Source organism: Escherichia sp. S10b, assembly GCF_028421345.1.
Classification (GTDB): Bacteria; Pseudomonadota; Gammaproteobacteria; order Enterobacterales; family Enterobacteriaceae; genus ECMA0423.
Genome location: NZ_JAHZSO010000168.1, coordinates 256217 through 277348 on the forward strand (window position 1 = coordinate 256217; position 21132 = coordinate 277348).

Annotated in this window: 19 protein-coding genes; 8 read left to right on the top strand and 11 right to left on the bottom strand. The window is 50.3% G+C overall.

Annotated elements, in window-relative coordinates; all coding sequences use genetic code 11:
- Window positions 1-59: 59 nt before the first annotated feature.
- The 3 genes from oxc to FTE26_RS17925 form a co-directional block, all read right to left on the bottom strand.
- Window positions 60-1754, bottom strand: coding sequence for an oxalyl-CoA decarboxylase (oxc, locus tag FTE26_RS17915; protein ID WP_001283499.1), 1695 nt, complete (start codon window positions 1752-1754; stop codon window positions 60-62).
- A 53-nt stretch (window positions 1755-1807) separates the two neighbouring features.
- Window positions 1808-3058 (bottom strand): formyl-CoA transferase, encoded by a 1251-nt coding sequence (gene frc / locus FTE26_RS17920; protein WP_000106759.1) that lies wholly within the window; start codon window positions 3056-3058, stop codon window positions 1808-1810.
- 512 nt (window positions 3059-3570) lie between these two features.
- Window positions 3571-4203: a YfdX family protein gene (locus FTE26_RS17925; RefSeq protein ID WP_000825604.1), complete on the bottom strand. Its 633-nt coding sequence runs from the start codon at window positions 4201-4203 to the stop codon at window positions 3571-3573.
- A 295-nt stretch (window positions 4204-4498) separates the two neighbouring features.
- Between FTE26_RS17925 and ypdI the strand changes: the two genes are divergently transcribed.
- A complete protein-coding gene (ypdI, locus tag FTE26_RS17930; RefSeq protein ID WP_000867637.1) occupies window positions 4499-4774 on the top strand; it encodes a colanic acid biosynthesis lipoprotein YpdI in 276 nt (91 codons plus the stop codon).
- Between the two features lie 76 nt (window positions 4775-4850).
- Here ypdI and FTE26_RS17935 read toward each other — a convergent pair whose 3' ends face one another.
- Window positions 4851-5093, bottom strand: coding sequence for a YfdY family protein (locus FTE26_RS17935; protein ID WP_000639883.1), 243 nt, complete (start codon window positions 5091-5093; stop codon window positions 4851-4853).
- 352 nt (window positions 5094-5445) lie between these two features.
- Between FTE26_RS17935 and lpxP the strand changes: the two genes are divergently transcribed.
- Window positions 5446-6366, top strand: a complete 921-nt coding sequence (lpxP, locus tag FTE26_RS17940; protein ID WP_000484404.1) for a kdo(2)-lipid IV(A) palmitoleoyltransferase — start codon at window positions 5446-5448, stop codon at window positions 6364-6366.
- 355 nt (window positions 6367-6721) lie between these two features.
- A complete protein-coding gene (gene ypdK, locus FTE26_RS17945; protein ID WP_012767748.1) occupies window positions 6722-6793 on the top strand; it encodes a membrane protein YpdK in 72 nt (23 codons plus the stop codon).
- Window positions 6794-6857: 64 nt separating this feature from the next.
- Here the strand turns inward: ypdK and alaC are convergent, their stop codons facing one another.
- Complete coding sequence (alaC, locus tag FTE26_RS17950; protein WP_272457588.1) at window positions 6858-8096, bottom strand: alanine transaminase; 1239 nt, start codon at window positions 8094-8096, stop codon at window positions 6858-6860.
- Window positions 8097-8472: 376 nt separating this feature from the next.
- On the opposite strand from alaC, the gene ypdA reads away from it, so the two are divergent.
- Genes ypdA through FTE26_RS17965 form a run of 3 tightly spaced genes read left to right on the top strand, consistent with a single transcriptional unit; the run spans window position 8473 to window position 11789 of the window.
- Window positions 8473-10170 carry a two-component system sensor histidine kinase YpdA gene (gene ypdA, locus FTE26_RS17955; protein ID WP_000544359.1) on the top strand — a complete coding sequence of 566 codons (1698 nt, stop codon included), beginning with the start codon at window positions 8473-8475 and terminating at the stop codon, window positions 10168-10170.
- Window positions 10171-10184: 14 nt separating this feature from the next.
- On the top strand, window positions 10185-10919 hold the full coding sequence (ypdB, locus tag FTE26_RS17960; RefSeq protein WP_001295458.1) for a two-component system response regulator YpdB: 735 nt from the start codon (window positions 10185-10187) through the stop codon (window positions 10917-10919).
- Between the two features lie 12 nt (window positions 10920-10931).
- Window positions 10932-11789 (top strand): AraC family transcriptional regulator, encoded by an 858-nt coding sequence (locus FTE26_RS17965; RefSeq protein ID WP_000646844.1) that lies wholly within the window; start codon window positions 10932-10934, stop codon window positions 11787-11789.
- 2 nt (window positions 11790-11791) lie between these two features.
- Here FTE26_RS17965 and ptsP read toward each other — a convergent pair whose 3' ends face one another.
- The 6 genes from ptsP to glk form a co-directional block, all read right to left on the bottom strand.
- Window positions 11792-14287 carry a phosphoenolpyruvate--protein phosphotransferase gene (gene ptsP, locus FTE26_RS17970; RefSeq protein WP_000955938.1) on the bottom strand — a complete coding sequence of 832 codons (2496 nt, stop codon included), beginning with the start codon at window positions 14285-14287 and terminating at the stop codon, window positions 11792-11794.
- Window positions 14288-14311: 24 nt separating this feature from the next.
- Entirely contained in the window at window positions 14312-15349 is a 1038-nt protein-coding gene (gene ypdE / locus FTE26_RS17975; protein WP_000366033.1) for an aminopeptidase, read from the bottom strand.
- The gene (gene ypdF, locus FTE26_RS17980) at window positions 15349-16434 is read right to left on the bottom strand and encodes an aminopeptidase (RefSeq protein WP_000173284.1); all 1086 of its coding nucleotides are present in this window, start codon (window positions 16432-16434) and stop codon (window positions 15349-15351) included. Before ypdF ends, ypdE begins: the two co-directional genes overlap by 1 nt.
- 14 nt (window positions 16435-16448) lie before the next feature.
- A complete protein-coding gene (locus tag FTE26_RS17985) occupies window positions 16449-17696 on the bottom strand; it encodes a PTS fructose transporter subunit IIC (RefSeq protein WP_000985342.1) in 1248 nt (415 codons plus the stop codon).
- Between the two features lie 21 nt (window positions 17697-17717).
- A complete protein-coding gene (locus FTE26_RS17990) occupies window positions 17718-18044 on the bottom strand; it encodes a PTS fructose transporter subunit IIB (RefSeq protein WP_001296874.1) in 327 nt (108 codons plus the stop codon).
- Between the two features lie 218 nt (window positions 18045-18262).
- The gene (glk, locus tag FTE26_RS17995) at window positions 18263-19228 is read right to left on the bottom strand and encodes a glucokinase (RefSeq protein ID WP_000170346.1); all 966 of its coding nucleotides are present in this window, start codon (window positions 19226-19228) and stop codon (window positions 18263-18265) included.
- Between the two features lie 203 nt (window positions 19229-19431).
- Between glk and FTE26_RS18000 the strand changes: the two genes are divergently transcribed.
- A complete protein-coding gene (locus FTE26_RS18000; RefSeq protein WP_000903106.1) occupies window positions 19432-20688 on the top strand; it encodes an ion channel protein in 1257 nt (418 codons plus the stop codon).
- Window positions 20689-20802: 114 nt separating this feature from the next.
- The gene (gene ypeC, locus FTE26_RS18005; RefSeq protein ID WP_000490072.1) at window positions 20803-21129 is read left to right on the top strand and encodes a DUF2502 domain-containing protein YpeC; all 327 of its coding nucleotides are present in this window, start codon (window positions 20803-20805) and stop codon (window positions 21127-21129) included.
- The last annotated feature ends 3 nt before the right edge of the window (window positions 21130-21132 follow it).

Sequence of the window (21132 nt, forward strand, 5' to 3'; positions counted from 1 at the left end):
CCGATAAGGGTCCCCTCACCATCGCATAATGAGTTGGCAAGAGGAGACGATGTCAGTATTTAATTACCAGCGACTTGTTTTGGGTTAAGTTTGGTAATATGGCCACTTTCAGTTCCTGCTGCAGGGTCGATGACCACATTAATAATGGTCGGTTTGCGCGACTGAATACCGGTGGTTAAAGCATGACGAAGTTCATCTGTCGTGGTGACGTTATAGCCAACGCCACGAAACGCATCCATTAATTTGTCATACCTTGCATGGTGCAACAGATCCGTTGGTGATGGTGCACCAGCGCCACTGAGATCAACACCGTCTCCTCTGTAGATGCCGCCATTATTAAAAATAACGATCGTCACCGGCAGGTTATATCGACAAATCGTTTCAATTTCCATCCCACTGAAACCAAAAGCACTATCACCTTCAATGGCGACAACCGGAGAACCAGAAGTCACGCTAGCACCGATGGCATAGCCCATACCGATGCCCATGACACCCCAGGTACCACAATCCAGACGACGACGTGGTTTATACATATCAATAATATTTCGTGCATTATCCAGGGTATTTGCACCTTCATTAACTAAATAAATATCCTGGTTCTCGCGCAATACGTCGCGCACAGCACTTAATGCATTAAAGTAATTTAATGGTTGAGTATCTGTACTTAATTTTTCATGCATTTTTTGTGCATTTTGCTGCTTGTGGATATTTAAAATATCGCGCCATACCAGTGGAGTCGTAAATGTGTTTTGTTTCAGTTCTGCCAGCATACCTTGCATACTGGATGCAATATCACCAACGACTGGCACAGCAATGGGGCGGTTGCTGTCAATTTCCTGCGGTTCAATATCCAGTTGAATAAACTGTGTATCTGCCGCCCATCCTTTTTTACCGTGTGCCAATAACCAATTCAGTCGTGCACCAACAAGCATGACAACGTCAGCATTTGCCAGGGCAAACGAACGCGCAGCTGCCGCAGAAAGTGGATGCGTATCTTCAAGGATCCCTTTCGCCATAGACATTGGCAGGAATGGAATCTGAGTACTTTCAATAAATTCACGAAGCTGTTCATCAGCTTGTGAATACGCCGCGCCTTTGCCAAGGATAATTAATGGCCGTTCAGCTTTTGCTAAAAGCGAAATTGCGCTAGTGACTGACTTCGGGCATGGCAATAATGCTGGCGATGGATTTTCAACTTTAACAATCGTGGTTAACGCTTCGTCTTTTTCCATCGTCGCGGCCAGGACATTTGCTGGCAAATCAAGATAAACTCCGCCAGGGCGACCCGATACAGAGACCCGGATAGCGCGTGCCAATGCAATGCCAAGATCCTGCGGCTGATTAACGCGAAATGCTGCTTTGGCATACGGTTTTGCCGCATTCATTTGGTCCAGCTCTTCATAATCACCTTGCTGTAGGTCGACGATCGCGCGGTCGCTGGAGCCGCTAATCATGATCATCGGAAAACCATTTACCGTTGCGTTGGCCAATGCGGTCAAACCATTGAGGAATCCTGGCGCAGAAACTGTCAGGCAGATCCCCGGTTTTTGGGTAAGAAAACCGCTTGCCGCAGCGGCATAGCCTGCCGACTGCTCATGACGAAAACCAATATAACGAATGCCTTCCGCCTGGGCATGGCGTGCCATATCCGTCACAGGAATACCTACAACACCATAAATAGTGTCAATATTATTCTGTTTTAATGCTTCAACGATGATATGCATACCATCTGTCATTTGAAGTTGATCTGACATGATTAATAACCTCGAAATTTTTATAAATTGGGAGCCAGAAGCCCCCGTTAATATCAGATGGCGTGGTTTTGCTTCATTGCAGCAATTTCATCGTCGCTATAACCTAGCTCCTGCAATACAGCAGCGGTATGTTCACCTAATAGCGGCGCAGCTTTAATATCCGGCGTAAAGGCAGAGAATTTCATTGGACAACCAACGGTCAGATATTTTCCACGCAACGGTTGTTCCACTTCAACAACACTGCCACTTTGGCGCAAAGAGGGATCAAGTGAAATTTCTTTCATACTTAAAACCGGTGCACAAGGAATATCAAACTGAGTCAAATAGGCCACCGCTTCATGTTTATCAATAGTGACAGTGTATTTTTCGATTTCAGCAAAAATATCGAAAATATGTGGCTGTCGTGCATGGGCTGTACTGTATGCCGGATCGGTAATCCATTCTGGTTTGCCGATGGCTTTACAGGTGTTTTCCCAGTTTTGCTCCTGAATAGTGAAATAAATATAGGCGTTAGGATCGGTTTCCCAGCCTTTACATTTCAGGATCCAGCCAGGCTGACCGCCACCACCTGCATTACCACCGCGGGGAACTGCATCACCAAATGTACCATTCGGATACTGCGGGTATTCTTCCAGATAACCCAATTTATCGAGACGCTGCTGGTCACGTAATTTCACGCGGCAAAGGTTCAATACGGCATCCTGCATTGACATGGTGACTCGTTGCCCACGCCCCGTTTTTTCGCGATGCAGCAAAGCAGCAAGTAAACCGATCAGCAAATGCATTCCGGTGTTGCTGTCACCCAACGCTGCAGCGCTTACCAGCGGCGGACCATCCCAAAAACCCGTAGTGGATGCCGCGCCACCCGCTGCCTGAGCAACGTTTTCATAGGCTTTTACATTCACATAAGGCGAACACTCATCAAACCCTTTGATCGAACCAAAAATCAGACGTGGATTGATTTCTTGAATATGCTCCCAGGTGAAGCCCATGTGATCAATGGCCCCTGGATGAAAGTTCTCGACTAAGATATCAGCTTCGCGGATCAGCTTTTCCATTACCTCTTTGCCTTCCGCTGTTTTGGTATTTAACTCAATAGAACGTTTGTTACTGTTAAGCATGGTGAAGTAAAGCGCATCGATATCAGGAATATCTCGCAGCTGGTGACGCGTTACGTCACCAACGCCGGGACGTTCAATTTTAATAACGTCAGCGCCAAACCAGGCCAGCATTTGAGTACAAGATGGGCCAGATTGCACACCGGTGAAATCGAGAACTTTAATTCCTTGAAGTGGAGTTGACATAGCAATACCTATTAGTTAATTAAATATGTGTTAATTTAGCGTTTATTTAAGGCGTAATATCTTCTATAAATAACCCGCAAAATATCGTCGTAGCTGCACTCGATATTTTTAAAATCCTGTATCAAGTGCTGAAAATCATTTCATCGCCACTTCCAATTCCTTTCTGCATGGTAAGTAGTGAGGACGAAAAGAAGAATATGATAAATATTGATTCGTGGTAATCAGAGAGAGTCGCGACATTTGTGATGTTATTCTTACAACTGTAAGAAGCGCCGGTGATTTACAAGTAAGGGTATGATTACGCTTTTTAAAGCGTACCATAAAACATAACATAATAAATGATTTGTGATGACACGGGATTATTGGGATTTACTTTGAGGAAGATAAAATGCGTGTTTATAGAACCGCGAGCGCCAAATAATTTTATGACCACAACCTGTCGTATTGTGGTCATAAAAAATTGTCGGCTGGAGGGAGTTAAATCCTTTACCTCAATATACTGCCTGTCAGCATTAGTTCACAAACAGTGCTTCGCTGTCGACGATGATTCCATCTTCCGCACCTTTAAGCGCCAGGTTTGCCTCGTAGTATTGCTTTTTATCAAGCAGTTTCTGCGCATCAGCAAGTGCATTACGAGTCTGTTTAAGCGGCATCAGATATTGGTTTTCCATTACGCCAACACCGGCCAGGCGAAGTTCTTCCATTGCGCCCTTTTTATCCCCTTTCGCCATTTTTTCATTGGCAATTTTTATCGCGGCTTCTTTTTCGGGAGTTGCTACATAACTCTCAGAAATTCCGACAGATGCATTAATGACAATATATTGGTCATCATTGAGATTGGTCTTTTTACCTGGCTTAGCGAACTTTGCCCATTCGGTACTGTCATCTGACAGCAAAGCGGAAGCTTCATTGGTCAGTTCTTTTGCCTTTTCTGGATCGCCATGAAACAGAGCCAGGCGCGCTACCTGCACGTCACGCATCGCATATAAACCTTGTTCAGAGATACGCTCTGCTGCTGCCGTTTTCTGGGTTTGCTGAACTTGCTGAGTTTGCTGTTGTGCCGCTACCGGTGCATTATCAGCAGCCCATACAGTTGAAGATGCCAGAATTGCTGTGACCATCGTAGCCATAATTAAACGTTTCATACTTACCTCATTCTTTAACAGTTTTAGAAAACGCCGCCATCATATTGGGTGAGCATGAAATGAGAAATCAGAGAGCAACGGTCATTTTGAAAGGGTTATCTTACAGTTGTAGTTATTATCGCAAGAAGTATTTTAGTCTTACAATTGTAGGAATCTGCTTCCTGTCGCAGAGAACTATTCTTATGTACCACAAAGAGATGTCATTTATTATATCGATGTAAATATTGATTAATTATATGTAAATACAGCCATAACATCGTAGGTTCTCAGTGAACCATTTTCAGGATAACTTTCTATGAAAGTAAACTTAATACTTTTCAGCTTATTTTTATTGGTCTCTATTATGGCATGCAATGTTTTTGCATTTTCCATTTCTGGTGGTGTAAGTGAGAGGAGCTATAAAGAGACTGAAAAAACATCAGCGATGACAACCACACACTCTACAAAACTTCAGCCATCACAGGCGATTTTGTTTAAGATGAGAGAAGATGCGCCACCATTAAACCTCACAGAAGAAATCACGCCTACTTATCCGACAAAGGCGAATTATCTTATTCATCCTGTGCGATAGCGTCTGTCACATGGCAGGTGAACAATCATGTCTGATGCTGATGTGAACACCTGCCCAAATGAGCCATCCTGACCCACTATCGCCTGCCATACCCCACCATAAAGCGAATCATCAAGCCACAAGCCGGGGCAAGAAACATAAATATCCCCGTCACTAGTTCATTACCGCCAGTTAACCACATGGTGAAGTAATAAATGAGTGCAGCGAGGATCACCATGCCGAAGAAAGAAGAGACCGCCGATACCACGTTCAGTACCTGACCGATGTAGCCGCTTACGCAGACAATACACAGGGCGAGAAACATCCATAAATAAATCATAGCTCAACCTCCTGCCGCGCTAAAAAACCTGTAACTTCAGTCACTTTAATAGTAAGACAATCCTTAACCTCTGGCAATTTTTGCTAAGCATCAATGAAAACAGCATGTTAAATGCAAGACTGTTGTGTACGGAAAAATATTTACTTTGCACGATTAATAATCAGTAGCTGAAAGCAGTCAGCGAGTGATAAAGTACAGATACCGCATTCATGCTCCTCGTGGTTATGTCCTGACTAGTCTTTACACTCTTTACAGGAACCATTGTCGTACATGATGGCCCAACCAATTGAGTGTACCGCTGTCGACATGGAATCTTCTGCGATACAACAATTCGTATCTACAGAAGGTAACTATGTTTCCACAATGCAAATTTTCCCGCGAGTTTCTACATCCTCGCTACTGGCTCACATGGTTTGGGCTTGGTGTACTCTGGCTTTGGGTACAGCTTCCTTATCCTGTTCTCTGCTTTCTCGGCACGCGTATTGGCGCAATGGCGCGACCATTCCTGAAACGTCGTGAATCTATCGCCCGTAAAAACCTGGAACTTTGTTTCCCGCAGCATTCTGCGGAAGAACGCGAGAAGATGATTGCCGAAAACTTTCGTTCACTCGGCATGGCGCTGGTAGAAACCGGCATGGCATGGTTCTGGCCCGACAGTCGCGTACGTAAATGGTTTGATGTTGAAGGGTTGGATAACCTTAAACGCGCACAAATGCAAAATCGCGGCGTAATGGTTGTCGGCGTCCATTTTATGTCGCTGGAACTGGGCGGCCGCGTGATGGGACTGTGCCAACCAATGATGGCTACCTATCGTCCACATAATAATCAGCTGATGGAATGGGTGCAGACCCGTGGGCGCATGCGCTCTAACAAAGCGATGATCGGCAGAAATAATCTGCGCGGCATTGTCGGTGCACTGAAGAAAGGTGAAGCGGTATGGTTTGCTCCCGATCAGGATTATGGTCGTAAAGGCAGCTCCTTCGCGCCGTTCTTTGCGGTGGAAAATGTCGCCACAACCAATGGCACCTATGTTCTCTCCCGTCTCTCTGGCGCAGCCATGTTGACCGTAACGATGGTAAGAAAAGCGGATTACAGCGGATATCGTTTGTTCATCACCCCAGAGATGGAAGGCTACCCGACAGATGAAAATCAAGCCGCTGCCTATATGAACAAGATTATCGAGAAAGAGATCATGCGCGCACCGGAGCAGTACCTCTGGATCCACCGTCGCTTTAAAACGCGCCCGGTGGGAGAATCGTCGTTGTACATTTAACAAACTGCTCTTACTCTTTCCCTCCTCAAATCGGCCATAATAACCTCATGGTTTTTATGGCTTTTTTCTTAAGGTTTTTTCCTTCGCTGAATATCTAATTATTACCGTCAGAAATTAAACTGTCGCCGATATGAGACACTTGTAAGTTACTAAAAGTAAATAAGAAAATGCCTCTTGTCTCGTTTCAGTTTTAGGCGTACATTAGCGCCGTCTCGAGCAGTTTAGCTCAGAATTCTGGGGTGATGCCCACGGTAAAATACAGGGCTTTTAAGGTCGCTTTGCCCGGTGTCAACTCACTGTATCAGGTGTAATGAAGTCATTCAGGCGTAACAGTAATTACGCGGAGAGATGTAAAGTGAAATATTTCTTTATGGGCATTTCTTTTATGGTCATCGTTTGGGCCAGTACTTTTGCCCTGATGATCTAAAAGCAAACTGTGCAATGAAAAACAGGAGCCATCAGGCTCCTGTTTGCATTTCTGACGACGGTGTTTATTCCGCGTTTTCGTGAATATGTTTGCTGCTGGCGGGTAGTAAACCGTCGGCACGGAACATCGCTTTAATCCCTCTGATGGCCTGACGAATACGGTCGCGGTTTTCAATCAGTGCAAAGCGAACATGCGTATCACCATAGTCGCCAAAGCCAATCCCCGGCGAGACACAAACCTTCGCTTCGTTAAGGAGCTTCTTGGCAAATTCCAGCGATCCCATGGCCGCATATGGTTCCGGGATTTTCGCCCAGACATACATCGAAGCCTTCGGCATTTCAACCATCCAGCCCGCTTCATGCAACCCTTTAACCAATACATCACGGCGGCGTTTGTACTGTTCGGCAATGTCGCGCACGCACTGTTGATCGCCCTCCAGCGCCGCAATCGCCGCCACCTGCAACGGCGTAAAGGTGCCGTAATCGTGATAGCTTTTAATACGAGCCAGGGCGCTGACCAGCGTTTTGTTGCCAACCATAAAGCCGATACGCCAGCCCGCCATGTTGTAGCTTTTCGACAGCGTAAAGAACTCGACTGCCACATCGCGTGCACCCGGTACCTGCATAATTGACAGCGCTTTCCAGCCATCGTAGACGATATCGGCATAGGCCAGGTCATGGACCACCAGCACATCGTAGCGTTTCGCCAGCGCCACTACTTTTTCGAAGAACTCCAGTTCCACGCATTGCGCGGTTGGGTTTGACGGGAAGCCGAGGATCATCATCTTCGGTTTCGGATAACTTTCACGAATGGCTCGCTCCAGTTCGTTGAAGAAATCGACACCTTCCACCAGCGGCACTGAGCGTACCTGCGCCCCGGCAATCACCGCGCCATAAATATGGATCGGGTAACTTGGATTCGGCACCAGCACCGTGTCACCATGATCCAGCGTCGCCAGCATCAGATGCGCCAGGCCCTCTTTCGAACCAATAGTGACGATGGCTTCTGATTCCGGGTCGATTTCAACGTCGTAGCGATCCTGATACCAGTGGGAAATGGCGCGACGTAACCGCGGAATGCCGCGTGAAGTGGAGTAACCATGCGTGTCCGGGCGCTGGGCCACAGTACATAATTTTTCGACGATATGCGGCGGAGTCGCACCGTCCGGGTTACCCATGCTGAAATCGATAATATCTTCGCCGCGCCGACGCGCAGCCATTTTCAGTTCAGCGGTGATGTTAAAAACGTAGGGCGGGAGACGATCAATGCGCGTAAAGCGACGTTCAGGGCGAGTGTCAGCCATAATTTCCTCAGATTAACGTTAGCGCCCGGACCGTCCGAGCGACGCTGCCACAATGGTGGCTGTTTTGAAAATAGCCTGATTAATTTCTGTCTGTCCAGCGTTTTAGAACATTTTTATCAATGGCTTTAAATGAGGAACTCCACTTCAAAAACAGGAAATTTTTCTACGCTAACAAGAAAATTACCACCAATTTTATTAACATTATAATTTCAATAAATTTACCAGCCAGAAGTGCATTATCAAGAGATACATTGCTAATACACCATTTATCTTTCAATCCCCTTTTAAATTTATGGTTTTTCCTCAAAAACGGCCTGCTGGTCATCAGCCTTCAGGTTACCTATCATAGAGGTTTAATCCTTATTCAGAGTCACCCGTGCACGAAATATTCAACATGCTGCTGGCGGTCTTCGATCGGGCAGCGTTAATGCTTATCTGCCTGTTCTTTCTCATCCGTATCCGCCTGTTTCGCGAACTGTTGCACAAGTCGGCGCACTCCCCAAAAGAATTGCTCGCCGTTACCGCCATTTTCTCGCTGTTCGCCCTGTTCAGCACCTGGTCCGGCGTTCCCGTAGAAGGCTCGCTGGTGAACGTACGTATTATCGCGGTGATGTCCGGCGGGATTCTGTTTGGCCCGTGGGTAGGCATCATTACCGGCGTGATTGCGGGTATTCACCGGTATTTAATTGATATCGGCGGCGTGACGGCGATCCCCTGCTTTATCACCAGCATTCTGGCGGGTTGTATATCAGGCTGGATAAACCTGAAAATCCCCAAAGCACAGCGCTGGCGCGTCGGTATTCTCGGCGGCATGTTGTGTGAGACGTTGACCATGATTCTGGTAATTGTCTGGGCACCAACTACCGCGTTGGGGATCGATATCGTCTCTAAAATCGGCATTCCAATGATCCTCGGTAGCGTCTGTATCGGCTTTATTGTGCTTCTGGTGCAAAGCGTTGAGGGCGAAAAAGAGGCCAGCGCCGCGCGGCAGGCCAAGCTGGCGCTGGATATCGCCAACAAAACGCTACCGCTGTTTCGCCATGTCAATAGCGAGTCATTACGCAAGGTCTGCGAAATTATCCGCGATGACATTCACGCCGATGCGGTGGCGATTACTAATACCGATCATGTGCTGGCCTATGTTGGCGTGGGTGAACATAACTATCAGAATGGCGATGACTTCATTAGCCCGACTACCCGTCAGGCGATGAATTACGGAAAAATCATCATTAAAAACAATGATGAAGCCCACCGCACACCAGAGATTCATTCCATGCTGGTGATCCCATTGTGGGAGAAAGGGGTCGTGACCGGAACGCTGAAAATTTACTACTGCCACGCGCATCAGATCACCTCGTCATTACAGGAAATGGCGGTCGGTCTGTCGCAAATCATCTCCACGCAACTGGAGGTTTCACGCGCCGAGCAGCTACGTGAAATGGCAAATAAGGCAGAGCTTCGCGCCCTGCAAAGCAAAATTAATCCCCATTTTCTGTTTAACGCTCTGAACGCTATTTCATCGTCAATCCGTCTGAATCCGGATACCGCTCGCCAGTTGATCTTTAATCTGTCGCGTTATCTGCGCTATAACATTGAATTAAAAGACGATGAGCAAATCGATATCAAAAAAGAGCTGTATCAAATTAAAGACTATATTGCCATTGAGCAGGCCCGCTTTGGTGACAAGCTGACGGTTATCTATGATATTGATGAAGAGGTGAATTGCTGCATTCCCAGCCTGCTGATCCAGCCGTTGGTGGAGAACGCCATTGTCCACGGTATTCAGCCTTGCAAAGGTAAAGGCGTTGTCACCATCAGCGTTGCAGAGTGCGGAAATCGGGTACGCATTGCGGTGCGAGATACCGGGCACGGCATCGATCCAAAGGTGATTGAGCGGGTCGAAGCGAATGAAATGCCGGGCAATAAAATTGGCCTGCTGAATGTCCATCATCGCGTGAAGTTATTGTATGGCGAGGGGCTGCATATCCGCCGCCTGGAGCCGGGGACGGAAATTGCGTTTTACATTCCTAACCAACGCACCCCAGTCGCCTCACAGGCTACGTTATTGCTTTGAGCCGGAGTGATATTGTGAAAGTCATCATTGTTGAAGACGAATTCCTGGCACAACAGGAACTGAGCTGGCTAATTAAAGAGCACAGCCAGATGGAGATTGTCGGCACCTTTGACGACGGTCTGGACGTGTTGAAGTTTTTGCAGCATAACCGCGTCGACGCCATTTTTCTGGATATCAATATTCCGTCGCTGGATGGCGTGTTGCTGGCGCAAAACATCAGCCAGTTCGCCCATAAACCGTTTATTGTGTTCATCACCGCGTGGAAAGAACATGCGGTAGAAGCGTTTGAACTGGAGGCGTTTGACTACATTCTCAAACCGTATCAGGAGTCACGTATTACCGGGATGCTGCAAAAACTGGAAGCGGCCTGGCAACAACAGCAGACCAGCAGTACGCCTGCCGCGACGGTAACGCGTGAGAATGACACCATTAATCTGGTGAAAGATGAGCGAATAATCGTCACGCCAATTAACGATATCTATTACGCCGAAGCGCACGAGAAAATGACCTTTGTCTATACGCGGCGTGAATCCTACGTAATGCCGATGAACATTACCGAATTTTGCAGCAAACTGCCGCCGTCGCATTTTTTCCGCTGCCATCGCTCATTTTGTGTCAATCTGAACAAAATACGCGAAATCGAACCGTGGTTTAATAACACCTACATTCTGCGACTGAAAGATCTGGATTTTGAAGTGCCGGTCAGCCGCAGCAAAGTGAAAGAATTTCGCCAGTTAATGCATCTTTAATCGGGAACTTTCATGAAAGCACCAGGCTTGCCCGCCGATCAACAATTTTTCGCCGATCTGTTCAGCGGCCTGGTGCTTAACCCGCAACTACTGGGGCGCGTCTGGTTTGCCAGCCAGCCTGCCTCGTTACCGGTGGGCAGTTTATGTATTGATTTTCCCCGTCTGGATATCGTGCTGCGCGGCGAATACGGCAACCTGCTGGAAGCAAAGCAGCAGCGAATGGTGGAAGGAGAAATGCTGTTTATTCCGGCACGCGCGGCTAATTTACCGATCAACAACAAACCGGTGATGCTGTTAAGCCTGGTGTTCGCACCGACCTGGCTTGGGTTATCGTTTTACGATAGCCGCACCACGTCGTTGTTGCATCCTGCTCGCCAGATCCAGCTTCCCAGCCTGCAACGCGGTGAAGGTGAAGCGATGCTTACCGCCCTCACCCATCTTAGCCGTTCGCCGCTGGAGCAGAATATCATTCAGCCACTGGTGTTAAGTTTGCTGCATCTTTGCCGTAACGTGGTGAATATGCCGCCGGGCAATTCGCAGCCGCGCGGCGATTTTCTCTATCACAGCATTTGTAACTGGGTTCAGGATAATTATGCCCAGCCGCTCACCCGCGAGAGCGTGGCGCAGTTTTTTAATATCACGCCCAATCATCTGTCAAAACTGTTTGCTCAGCATGGAACGATGCGTTTTATCGAGTATGTGCGTTGGGTGCGAATGGCGAAGGCGAGGATGATTTTGCAGAAATATCATCTGTCAATTCATGAAGTGGCACAGCGTTGCGGTTTTCCGGATAGCGACTATTTTTGTCGCGTTTTCCGGCGTCAGTTTGGTCTGACGCCGGGAGAGTACAGCGCCCGTTTTCAGGGCTAACGTCAGAAGGTTAATTCTGTTTCCAGCAGCGTCAGGATACTTTGTGCATCTTGCGCGGCAAACAACGACTGGCGGAAGTTTTTATTCACCAGTTTACGCGCCAGCTGCGAGAAGACTTTCACATGATTCATCCCTTCGTTAGCACCCAGCGTCAGCATGATCACCAGTTCGACTTCGCCCATTTCTGACTGCCAGTCAATCGGTTTCGCCAGCCGGGCAATGCTGATACTGGAATGACGGATCCACTGAGATTTGGTGTGCGGGATCGCTACGCCAAAACCAACGCCGGTGGTAACAATCTCTTCCCGCTGCCAGACGTCTTCTTCCAGCTCAAACGGATGTTCAGTGCGCCCGTTAACGCCGAGGTTGCCGCACAGGAACTGGATCGCCTGCTCTTTATTGCTAAAATCCTGATCAACAAAGATATTCTCCAGCGCCAGCAGTGGGCGAACGTCTTCTTCCGGCGTAAAGGCGGTGAGTAACGCTTCAATTTCCTGCGCACTGCGGCATTCACATGCCTGACGCGCCAGTTCCCGACACGCCTCGCTATCCAGTTGACGAAGCTGGCTTTTCACCGCCGGAATACGCGGGCTACTCATACTCAGCTCATCCAGGCCCAGCCCAAGCAGTAGCGGCAGATAACGGCTTTCACCGCCCAGTTCACCGCAAATGCCTACCCATTTGCCCCGCTGATGCGCAGTGGTAACAATCTGCTGCAACATGCGCAGGAACGATGGCGTAATCGGGTTATACAGCGGCGATACGCGCGGGTTATTACGATCGACCGCATACAGATACTGGGTCATATCGTTAGAACCGATACTGAAGAAATCGACCTCATCGCAGAAGTGGTCGATGATGTAACACACCGACGGCACTTCCACCATGATACCCAGAGTAATCGTCTCTGCATGACGCAGGCCATCGCGCTTAAGCTCAACGATCGCTTTTTGGATCTCGCCCTTCACCCATAAGATCTGATCGAGGCTGTGAACCATCGGGATCATCAACTGGGCGTTGCCAAAACTGGCAGCGCGCAAAATCGCCCGTAGTTGAGTGCGGAACAGGCCAGCAAATTCCGGGTAAATACGTACCGCGCGATAGCCGAGGAACGGGTTCTCTTCCTGGGGAATATTCAGATAAGGAATGCTTTTATCGCCTCCGATGTCCATTGTGCGGAAGATAATCGGCTTGTCGCCCGCTGCCAGTAGCACCTGCTGGTAGGCTTCAAATTGCTCCTGCTCGTCCGGCGCGCTGTCACGATCCATATACAGCATTTCGGTACGGAACAGCCCGACGCCTTCCGCGCCGTTGGCAAACGCGCCTGGTGCTTCCAGAGCGGTGCCAATATTCGCCGCGATATCAATACGCTTGTTATCACGGGAATAGGCCAGCTGCGCGGCAGCCTGCGCCTGTTGTTTTTGGCGTTTATCCGCCAGCGTCTGCGCAACCTGATAATAACCGCTCACCGCGTCATTCGGGTTAATCGCCAGCACGCCGCACTGGGCGTCAAGCACCGCCGGTTGCCCGGCATAACGGGCAATCGCATCCAGCGGCAGGCCGCTCAGTACCGGGATCGCCGAGGCGCGGGCCAGAATCAGGGTATGCGAGGTGCGCCCGGTTTTCTCCAGAATCATGCCCGCAAGATTTTTCAAATCAAGGCTCAAAAACTGGCTTGGGGTTAAATCTTCAGCCACCAGAATGGTCGGTTTTTCCAGCACCAGATTGTTGCGCGGCTTCAGTTCCGGCCAGGTGATATGCAGCAACTGTTCGCTAATATCGCGAATGTCGCTAACACGTTCGCGCAGATAATCGCTGGCAGAAGCAGAAAGCTTGGCGCAAACCTGCTCCATATTGCTGATGATCGCCGCCCCCAGTCCCTGATGCTGTTCTGTCATCAGGCGACGGATATTGCCTGCAAATTCATCATCCTGAATCAGCGACAAATGGGCGCTGAGGATAGTTTTGCTTTCGCCGTCACGCTCACGCAATTGCTGGTTCAGTTGCTCGGCAAGCGTTGCCAGGCTGTGCTCCAGCCGGGTGGAATCTTGCACACTGGCGGGGATTGCCCGATAACTGTCGAGGCTGTCGCTTTGTAACAGGGTCAGCGTACCCACGCCGACGCCGCTTGCCAGCACATTGCCGTACAGTAAATCCGGGTTAAGGCGGCTTAATGAACGCGGCAGCGGATGCGCCGTCAGTTCTGCCTGCGTAGGCTGGACGCTGTCGCTGTCGATAAAGCGCACCTGGATGTACTCTTCCAGCACGCGCCGCGCCTGCTCTTCATCGCTGCCGCTAATGTTCAGGCTGCAACTGTCATTAAATAGGGTGCCGGTGCCAATCAGCGCCAGCGAACTTTTCGCATCGGCCTTTGCGTTCTGGCGATGGTTAATAAAGGTGACTTCACTTTGCCACTGGCTGCACTGTTCTTTAAGTTCCCACGCCGGACGAGCATGCAGACCGTTAGGCAAAGGACAGAGAAATTGAATCGTTAACATAACCGCTCCGGGTTAATCAGGAGATCATCTGAAATCCGTCAGTTGAACAACCGTCTCACGGGTAAGACGTTGAATAAGGGCAGATAAAAGTTGCTGCATCTGCAAAATGTCGCGGCAATCGGCAATCGATGCCGCACAATGTCCGTGGCGCGTCGCTGGCCCCATCACCACCGTGGGCACGCCGGTGCCGGTTAAATGCACCGCTCCGCCGTCCGTGCCGCCGTTGCTGAACATATCCGCCTGCAACGGCACGCCAATTTCTGCCGCCACGGTTTCGATCCAGGCGGTAAGTTTTGGCGGCGCAATCAGCGACTTGTCGCTTAACACCAGCATCGGCCCGTTACCAATCTGGCGATGGTTAGCCGCGCTATAATCAAAGTTTTTCGCCCAGCAGGCGGTATCAAGCACAATGGCGACATCCGGCGACACCGCGCGGGTGGCAGTTTGCCCGCCGCGTAATCCCACCTCTTCGCTGGAACTTGCCACCAGCCACACCTCCGCAGGCAGTTCGGCGTCGTGCAGCTCACGTAGTAACGTCACCAGCAGATAGCAACCGAGGCGGTCATCAAAGGCTTTCCCCATCACCCGCTGGTGAGGGAGAACCTGAAAAGTTGTATCAAAGGTGACGCGATCGCCTGGACGAATTCCCGCCTGCATCACTTCGTCATAGGAGCGCGCACCAATGTCCACGCGCATGGCGCTGACGTCATTCCCCTGCCGGTCGCCGTCAAGCAGGCCTGGAATTTTGCACTCTTCACGGGTGGTGATGCGCACCGGCTGCAGCTGGCGGGCAGCCATGCGCACGTTGCCAACCGGCAGCACGTCAATAGCGCCTTCGCGGGAGATGCTGCGCACCATAAATCCCACTTCGTCCATATGGGCGCAGATCATCACCTTCGGACCTGTCGATTCATTGAGGCGGATCAGCACCGATCCCAGACCATCAAATCGCACTTCTTTTTGCAGGCGATCCGCTTCTTCCAGTAGGATCTGCCGCACTTCCTGTTCCGAGGAGGCGATCGCATCTGCCTCGCTCAACGCTTTTAATAGCGATAAATCCATTATGCCTCTCCCGTGAGCAACACTGTTTTCGGCATGGCGTAGAGCACTTCTGCGCCTTGCGGGGTAACCAGCACAACATCTTCGATGCGCACGCCCCCTTGCCCTGGCAAATAAATCCCCGGCTCCACGGTCAGCAACATGCCTGGCTGTAGCGTCGTGGTGTCCCGCGGTGAAAAACGCGGATCTTCATGGACTTCAATGCCGATAGCGTGACCAGTGTTATGACCGAAATAGTCGCCAAATCCAGCCTCGGTAATGACCCGGCGCGCGGCGTCGTCAATCTGCTGGCAGCGCACGCCGGGGCGAATTGCAGAGATTGCCGCGAGCTGTGCCTGCAGGACAATCTGATAGACGTCAAACAGCGGGTGAGATTCGGCGCTCACCCCTTCGCCATTCACCAGCAAGGTGCGCGTCATATCAGAGCAGTAGCCCTGATACAGCGCACCAAAATCGAGAGTGACAAACTCGCCCGCTGCAACAATCTTGTCGCTGGCTTTGCCGTGCGGCAGCGCCCCGCGCCAGCCGCTGGCGACAATGGTGTCAAAAGAGGCTTTTTCTGCGCCCTGCTGGCGCATAAACCACTCCAGTTCAGCGGCTATCTCGCGCTCGCTCATCCCCGCCTGAATAAAGCGGCGAATATGCTCCGCTCCGCGATCGGCAATCCCACAGGCGAGGCGGATTATCTCCACCTCCTCTGGCGTTTTGATTTGCCGCAGCACATCCGGCGTGGCGCTAACCAGTTTCGCATTGAGTTCAGACTGCCAGCGGTGCGCGGTTTCCCAACTCACCTGCTGGCCCTCAAAACCGAGCGTTTGCAACTGTTCATCGGCAATGATTTGATTGACGATAGTGGTAAGCGTGTTCGTTGCGTCAAGCAAATGCAGCTGGTAGCCTTGCGCACGGGCTTCCACCTCAACGTAATAGCGCGAATCCACCAGAATGTGCGCACTTTCACGGCTAATCACCACATAACCTGATCCGGTGGAGATCCCCAGATGCGGCTGTTTGTTCTGCCGTGAGGAGAGAAGCACTGCATCCAGTTGTTGCGCCTTAAGCCAGTCGCGCAGCGAAGCGAGTAATGTCATCTGGATTTTCCTTCTTACAGGCTATCGATTAACAATTTGCCTTTACGGAACATCATCAGACGCAGGAACACCACCATCAGCGCAGTTATGACTGCCCCCAGCGCGATCCCCGCCATATAGACGCCCAGGTTAGTGACCAGCGGCCATGCCCAGATAGCGGACTCCGGGAACCATTGCACTGCGCCCAGCCAGACAGCGGCGGTTGAGCCGACAATAGCGCCGACCATATACGACGGAATGGCGGTGATGGGGCTTTCCAGCGCAAACGGAATCGCACCCTCACTGATCCCCATAAACGCCAGGAACATGGCGGTCTTACCCTGCGGATAAAGTTGAGCGTTGAACAGGCGTTTGCCGGTTAAACGACGGTCGATAATGGTCGCCAGCCCCAGACCAATCGGCGGAATAACGATAGCGATAGAACGCGCGGTAACCGGTAATACGTGGTCGGTGGTAAAGCTGAAGGCAACGAAACCTGCCGCTTTGTTGATTGGGCCACCAAGGTCGATTGCGGTCGCCACGGCAATCCCCATTGCATACATCAGCGCGCCCTTCTCACCTGCGGCAGTCAGCACGGTACGGATACCGCCGTTGATCCAGCCACCAAATGGGGTGATGACATAGTACATCGCCAGCATGACAAAAATGGCGGAAAGAATCGGTAGCAAAAATGTGGTTTTGAACGCTAACAGGAAATCTGGTAACTGGATTTTCTGGTTCATCCATTTCACAAGGTAACCAGCAACGATAGATATAATCAGCGCACCAATGAAGGTGGACGGCACCGGCGAAGAGGTCGCCCATTGCATAGTGCTGGGATCGAAGTTCAGCAGTTGCGTCGGCTGGGTAGACATCAAGCCGCCGATAAAACCAGCCGGGAACGCCAGTTTGCCGCCGATAGAGTTCGCCACAAAAGCGGCAAACATCGGAATAGCAAAGCCAAACAACACGCCGCCGAAGGACTGCGACAGCCAGGCAAATTTCAGTAAGGAGAGGTCGAAACCGGAGAATTTCCCGCTATTAAGAGCATCCATGATGCCGATCTCAGCAGGAATTTTAAGCCAGCTATAAGCAATCAGCTGGCTGAAAGCGAGGATCACACCGCCCATAATTAAGGTCGGCACCATGCGTGAAATCCCTGACATCACATGCTGCGGGAGTTCACCCCAGAAGCTGCTTTTAGAGGCCTGCGGATTCTTAACTGCCGCTGCCGCACCGGATGCGCCAGGCACAACGGTTGCACTGCGTTTTTTAATGGCCATAACAATTATCCCTGTCGAATATTACTGTTGTTCAGAGGCAATCATCTCTTCGATTTCTTTGATGATGCCTACAGCGTTTTTAATTGCGTCCTGCAAAGTGATTTCATAAACGTCGCGTGATTCGAAACGTTCGTTATCTTCCGGGGTAACTGCCACGGAATGGATGATGATGGTCGCTTCGGCGATATCCTGCGCCGTCAGGCGATTCTGGATGCCGTCCGCGCCCTGGGTTTCAATTTTCACTTCATAACCGGCTTCTACCGCCGCTTCTTCCAGCGCCTGAGCGGCCATAAAAGTGTGAGCCAGGCCCATCGGGCAGGCACATAAGGCAATCAGTTTCTTACTCATCGTTAATTCCTCGTTCAGTGATAGTTGACGAGTGAAATTATGAACGTGCAAAACAAATCGCCGTTACCAGACAAATAATGCATTTACTGGAGAATTAATCCCGCTGTATGGAAGTGTGACGCAGGTCGGCCTTGTGAGGGGACACAAAGAAAAATTGAATTAACTGTATGATTTAAAAGATTATCGGGAGAGTTACCTCCCGATATAACAGGAAGGATTTACAGAATGTGACCTAAGGTCTGGCGTAAATGTGCACCGGAACCGAGAAGACCCGGATTGTCATGGACGATGAGATACACCGGAATATCATGGACATATTCTTTAAAGCGCCCTTTATCTTCAAATGCGGCACGGAAACCAGAGGCTTTGAAGAACTCAAGGAAGCGCGGCACGATACCGCCCGCAATAAACACGCCGCCAAATGTCCCGAGATTGAGCGCCAGATTGCCGCCAAAACGGCCCATAATGACGCAAAACAGCGACAACGCGCGGCGGCAATCGGTGCAGCTATCAGCCAGCGCACGTTCGGTAATATCTTTTGGCTTGAGATTTTCTGGCAGGCGGTTGTCAGCTTTCACAATTGCGCGATACAAATTCACCAGCCCAGGGCCAGAAAGCACGCGTTCCGCCGAAACATGGCCAATTTCCGCACGCAGTATTTCGAGGATAATGGCCTCTTCTTCACTATTCGGCGCAAAATCAACGTGACCGCCTTCGCCCGGCAAGCTTACCCAACGCTTATCGACATGGACCAGATGCGCAACCCCAAGCCCCGTTCCGGCACCGTAAACCGCAATAGGCTTACCTTCTACCGGTTCTGCGCCACCAAACTGAATCAGATGCTCTTTTTTCAGCATCGGGATCGCCATCGATACAGCGGTAAAATCGTTAATAATTTCCAGATGGCTAAAACCGAGATTCTTTTTCATTTCGGCAATTGAGAACGCCCAGGTATGGTTGGTCATTGCCACCCAGTCACCGGTAATTGGGCAAGCGATGGCAATACAGCCGTCTTTCACCTCGACCTTATGTTCTTCAAGATAAACGCGAATGACCGCTTCGAGGCTGGGGTAATCAAGCCCTGAATAGGTCTTAGCCTGCGAGATTTCACCACTGGCAATATCACACAGAGCAAGACGTGCGTTGGTGCCGCCCACATCACCGACTAATGCATACTTTGTCATTCTTCAACTGCTCCGCTAAAGTCAAAATAATTCTTTCTCACACTGTAAATACCTGGGGGCATAACAACAACGCCGGAAAGGCAGGCTCCCTGTAAATATCGATCTGGGTCACACATTTACTTTATCGTTTCAGCACCAATTGCAGCGATGCCTTTTTGCAAGCTGGGCAAACTAAGTATCTGACCCCACATAAGGAATAGAACATGCTCCATCCGCGAGCCAGAACCATGTTGTTATTATCGCTCCCCGCCGTGGCAATTGGGATTGCGTCCAGTCTTATTCTGATTGTGGTGATGAAAATCGCCTCGGCATTACAGAATTTGCTCTGGCAACGACTGCCGGGAACTCTGGGGATAGCCCAGGATTCACCTCTCTGGATCATCGGTGTATTAACGCTAACGGGTATTGCGGTGGGGTTGGTTATCCGTTTCAGCCAGGGTCATGCCGGACCAGACCCCGCCTGTGAACCGCTGATCGGCGCACCAGTTCCGCCCTCTGCGCTACCAGGACTTATCGTAGCATTAATTCTCGGTCTTGCTGGCGGCGTCAGCCTGGGGCCGGAACATCCGATCATGACCGTCAATATCGCCCTTGCGGTTGCCATTGGCGCTCGTCTGTTACCGCGCGTCAACCGAATGGAGTGGACTATTTTAGCCTCTGCCGGAACCATCGGCGCGCTGTTTGGTACACCTGTTGCGGCGGCGTTGATATTTTCGCAAACCTTAAATGGCAGTAGTGAAGTTCCGCTATGGGATCGTCTTTTTGCGCCATTAATGGCGGCAGCAGCTGGTGCACTTACTACCGGATTATTTTTCCATCCCCATTTTTCACTGCCCATTGCGCATTACGGACAGATGGAAATGACCGATATTCTCAGCGGTGCAATTGTCGCGGCGATTGCCATCGCAGCAGGGATGGTCGCCGTATGGTGCTTACCACGGTTGCACGCGATGATGAATCAAATGAAAAATCCGGTGCTCGTGCTGGGTATTGGCGGATTTATTCTCGGTATTCTGGGGGTTATTGGTGGACCAGTTTCGCTGTTTAAAGGGCTGGATGAGATGCAGCAGATGGTGGCAAATCAGGCTTTCAGCACCAGCGATTACTTTTTGCTGGCGGTAATTAAACTTGCCGCCCTGGTCGTTGCTGCCGCCAGTGGCTTTCGCGGTGGGCGAATCTTCCCGGCAGTGTTTGTCGGCGTGGCATTAGGGTTGATGCTGCATGAGCACGTACCCGCCGTACCAGCGGCAATAACCGTTTCTTGCGCTATTCTCGGCATCGTGCTGGTGGTAACACGCGATGGCTGGTTAAGTCTTTTTATGGCGGCGGTCGTTGTACCCAATACCACATTGCTACCGCTGCTCTGTATCGTCATGCTTCCGGCATGGCTGTTATTAGCAGGTAAGCCGATGATGATGGTCAATCGTCCGAAGCAACAGCCACCCCACGATAACGTTTAGCAAAAAATGCTCTCCTTTATGATTTAAGAGTTATGGCGATGATACGGGGCTTTACCTCCCCGTAATATTGCGTTAACAGGCCGCTGACGGCTTCGATCGTGAAGGAGAATAACAATGTTCAGGTCACTGTTTCTGGCGGCCGCCCTGATGGCATTTACCCCGCTTGCAGCAAACGCAGGTGAAATCACCCTACTGCCATCAATCAAATTACAAATTGGCGATCGCGATCATTACGGTAATTACTGGGACGGTGGTCACTGGCGCGACCGTGACTACTGGCATCGCAATTATGAGTGGCGTAAAAACCGCTGGTGGCGTCATGATAATGGCTATCATCGTGGCTGGGATAAGCGTAAAGCGTATGAGCGTGGCTATCGTGAAGGCTGGCGCGATCGTGACGATCATCGCGGAAAAGGCCGCGGACATGGACACCGCCATTAAACA

Bases quoted from the DNA above. Each gene is read 5' to 3' on its own strand.
- oxc (WP_001283499.1), bottom strand. From the start codon at position 1,754: ATGTCAGATCAACTTCAAATGACAGATGGTATGCATATCATCGTTGAA.
- frc (WP_000106759.1), bottom strand. From the start codon at position 3,058: ATGTCAACTCCACTTCAAGGAATTAAAGTTCTCGATTTCACCGGTGTG.
- FTE26_RS17925 (WP_000825604.1), bottom strand. From the start codon at position 4,203: ATGAAACGTTTAATTATGGCTACGATGGTCACAGCAATTCTGGCATCT.
- ypdI (WP_000867637.1), top strand. From the start codon at position 4,499: ATGAAAGTAAACTTAATACTTTTCAGCTTATTTTTATTGGTCTCTATT.
- FTE26_RS17935 (WP_000639883.1), bottom strand. From the start codon at position 5,093: ATGATTTATTTATGGATGTTTCTCGCCCTGTGTATTGTCTGCGTAAGC.
- lpxP (WP_000484404.1), top strand. From the start codon at position 5,446: ATGTTTCCACAATGCAAATTTTCCCGCGAGTTTCTACATCCTCGCTAC.
- alaC (WP_272457588.1), bottom strand. From the start codon at position 8,096: ATGGCTGACACTCGCCCTGAACGTCGCTTTACGCGCATTGATCGTCTC.
- FTE26_RS17965 (WP_000646844.1), top strand. From the start codon at position 10,932: ATGAAAGCACCAGGCTTGCCCGCCGATCAACAATTTTTCGCCGATCTG.
- ptsP (WP_000955938.1), bottom strand. From the start codon at position 14,287: ATGTTAACGATTCAATTTCTCTGTCCTTTGCCTAACGGTCTGCATGCT.
- ypdE (WP_000366033.1), bottom strand. From the start codon at position 15,349: ATGGATTTATCGCTATTAAAAGCGTTGAGCGAGGCAGATGCGATCGCC.
- ypdF (WP_000173284.1), bottom strand. From the start codon at position 16,434: ATGACATTACTCGCTTCGCTGCGCGACTGGCTTAAGGCGCAACAACTG.
- FTE26_RS17985 (WP_000985342.1), bottom strand. From the start codon at position 17,696: ATGGCCATTAAAAAACGCAGTGCAACCGTTGTGCCTGGCGCATCCGGT.
- FTE26_RS17990 (WP_001296874.1), bottom strand. From the start codon at position 18,044: ATGAGTAAGAAACTGATTGCCTTATGTGCCTGCCCGATGGGCCTGGCT.
- glk (WP_000170346.1), bottom strand. From the start codon at position 19,228: ATGACAAAGTATGCATTAGTCGGTGATGTGGGCGGCACCAACGCACGT.
- FTE26_RS18000 (WP_000903106.1), top strand. From the start codon at position 19,432: ATGCTCCATCCGCGAGCCAGAACCATGTTGTTATTATCGCTCCCCGCC.
- ypeC (WP_000490072.1), top strand. From the start codon at position 20,803: ATGTTCAGGTCACTGTTTCTGGCGGCCGCCCTGATGGCATTTACCCCG.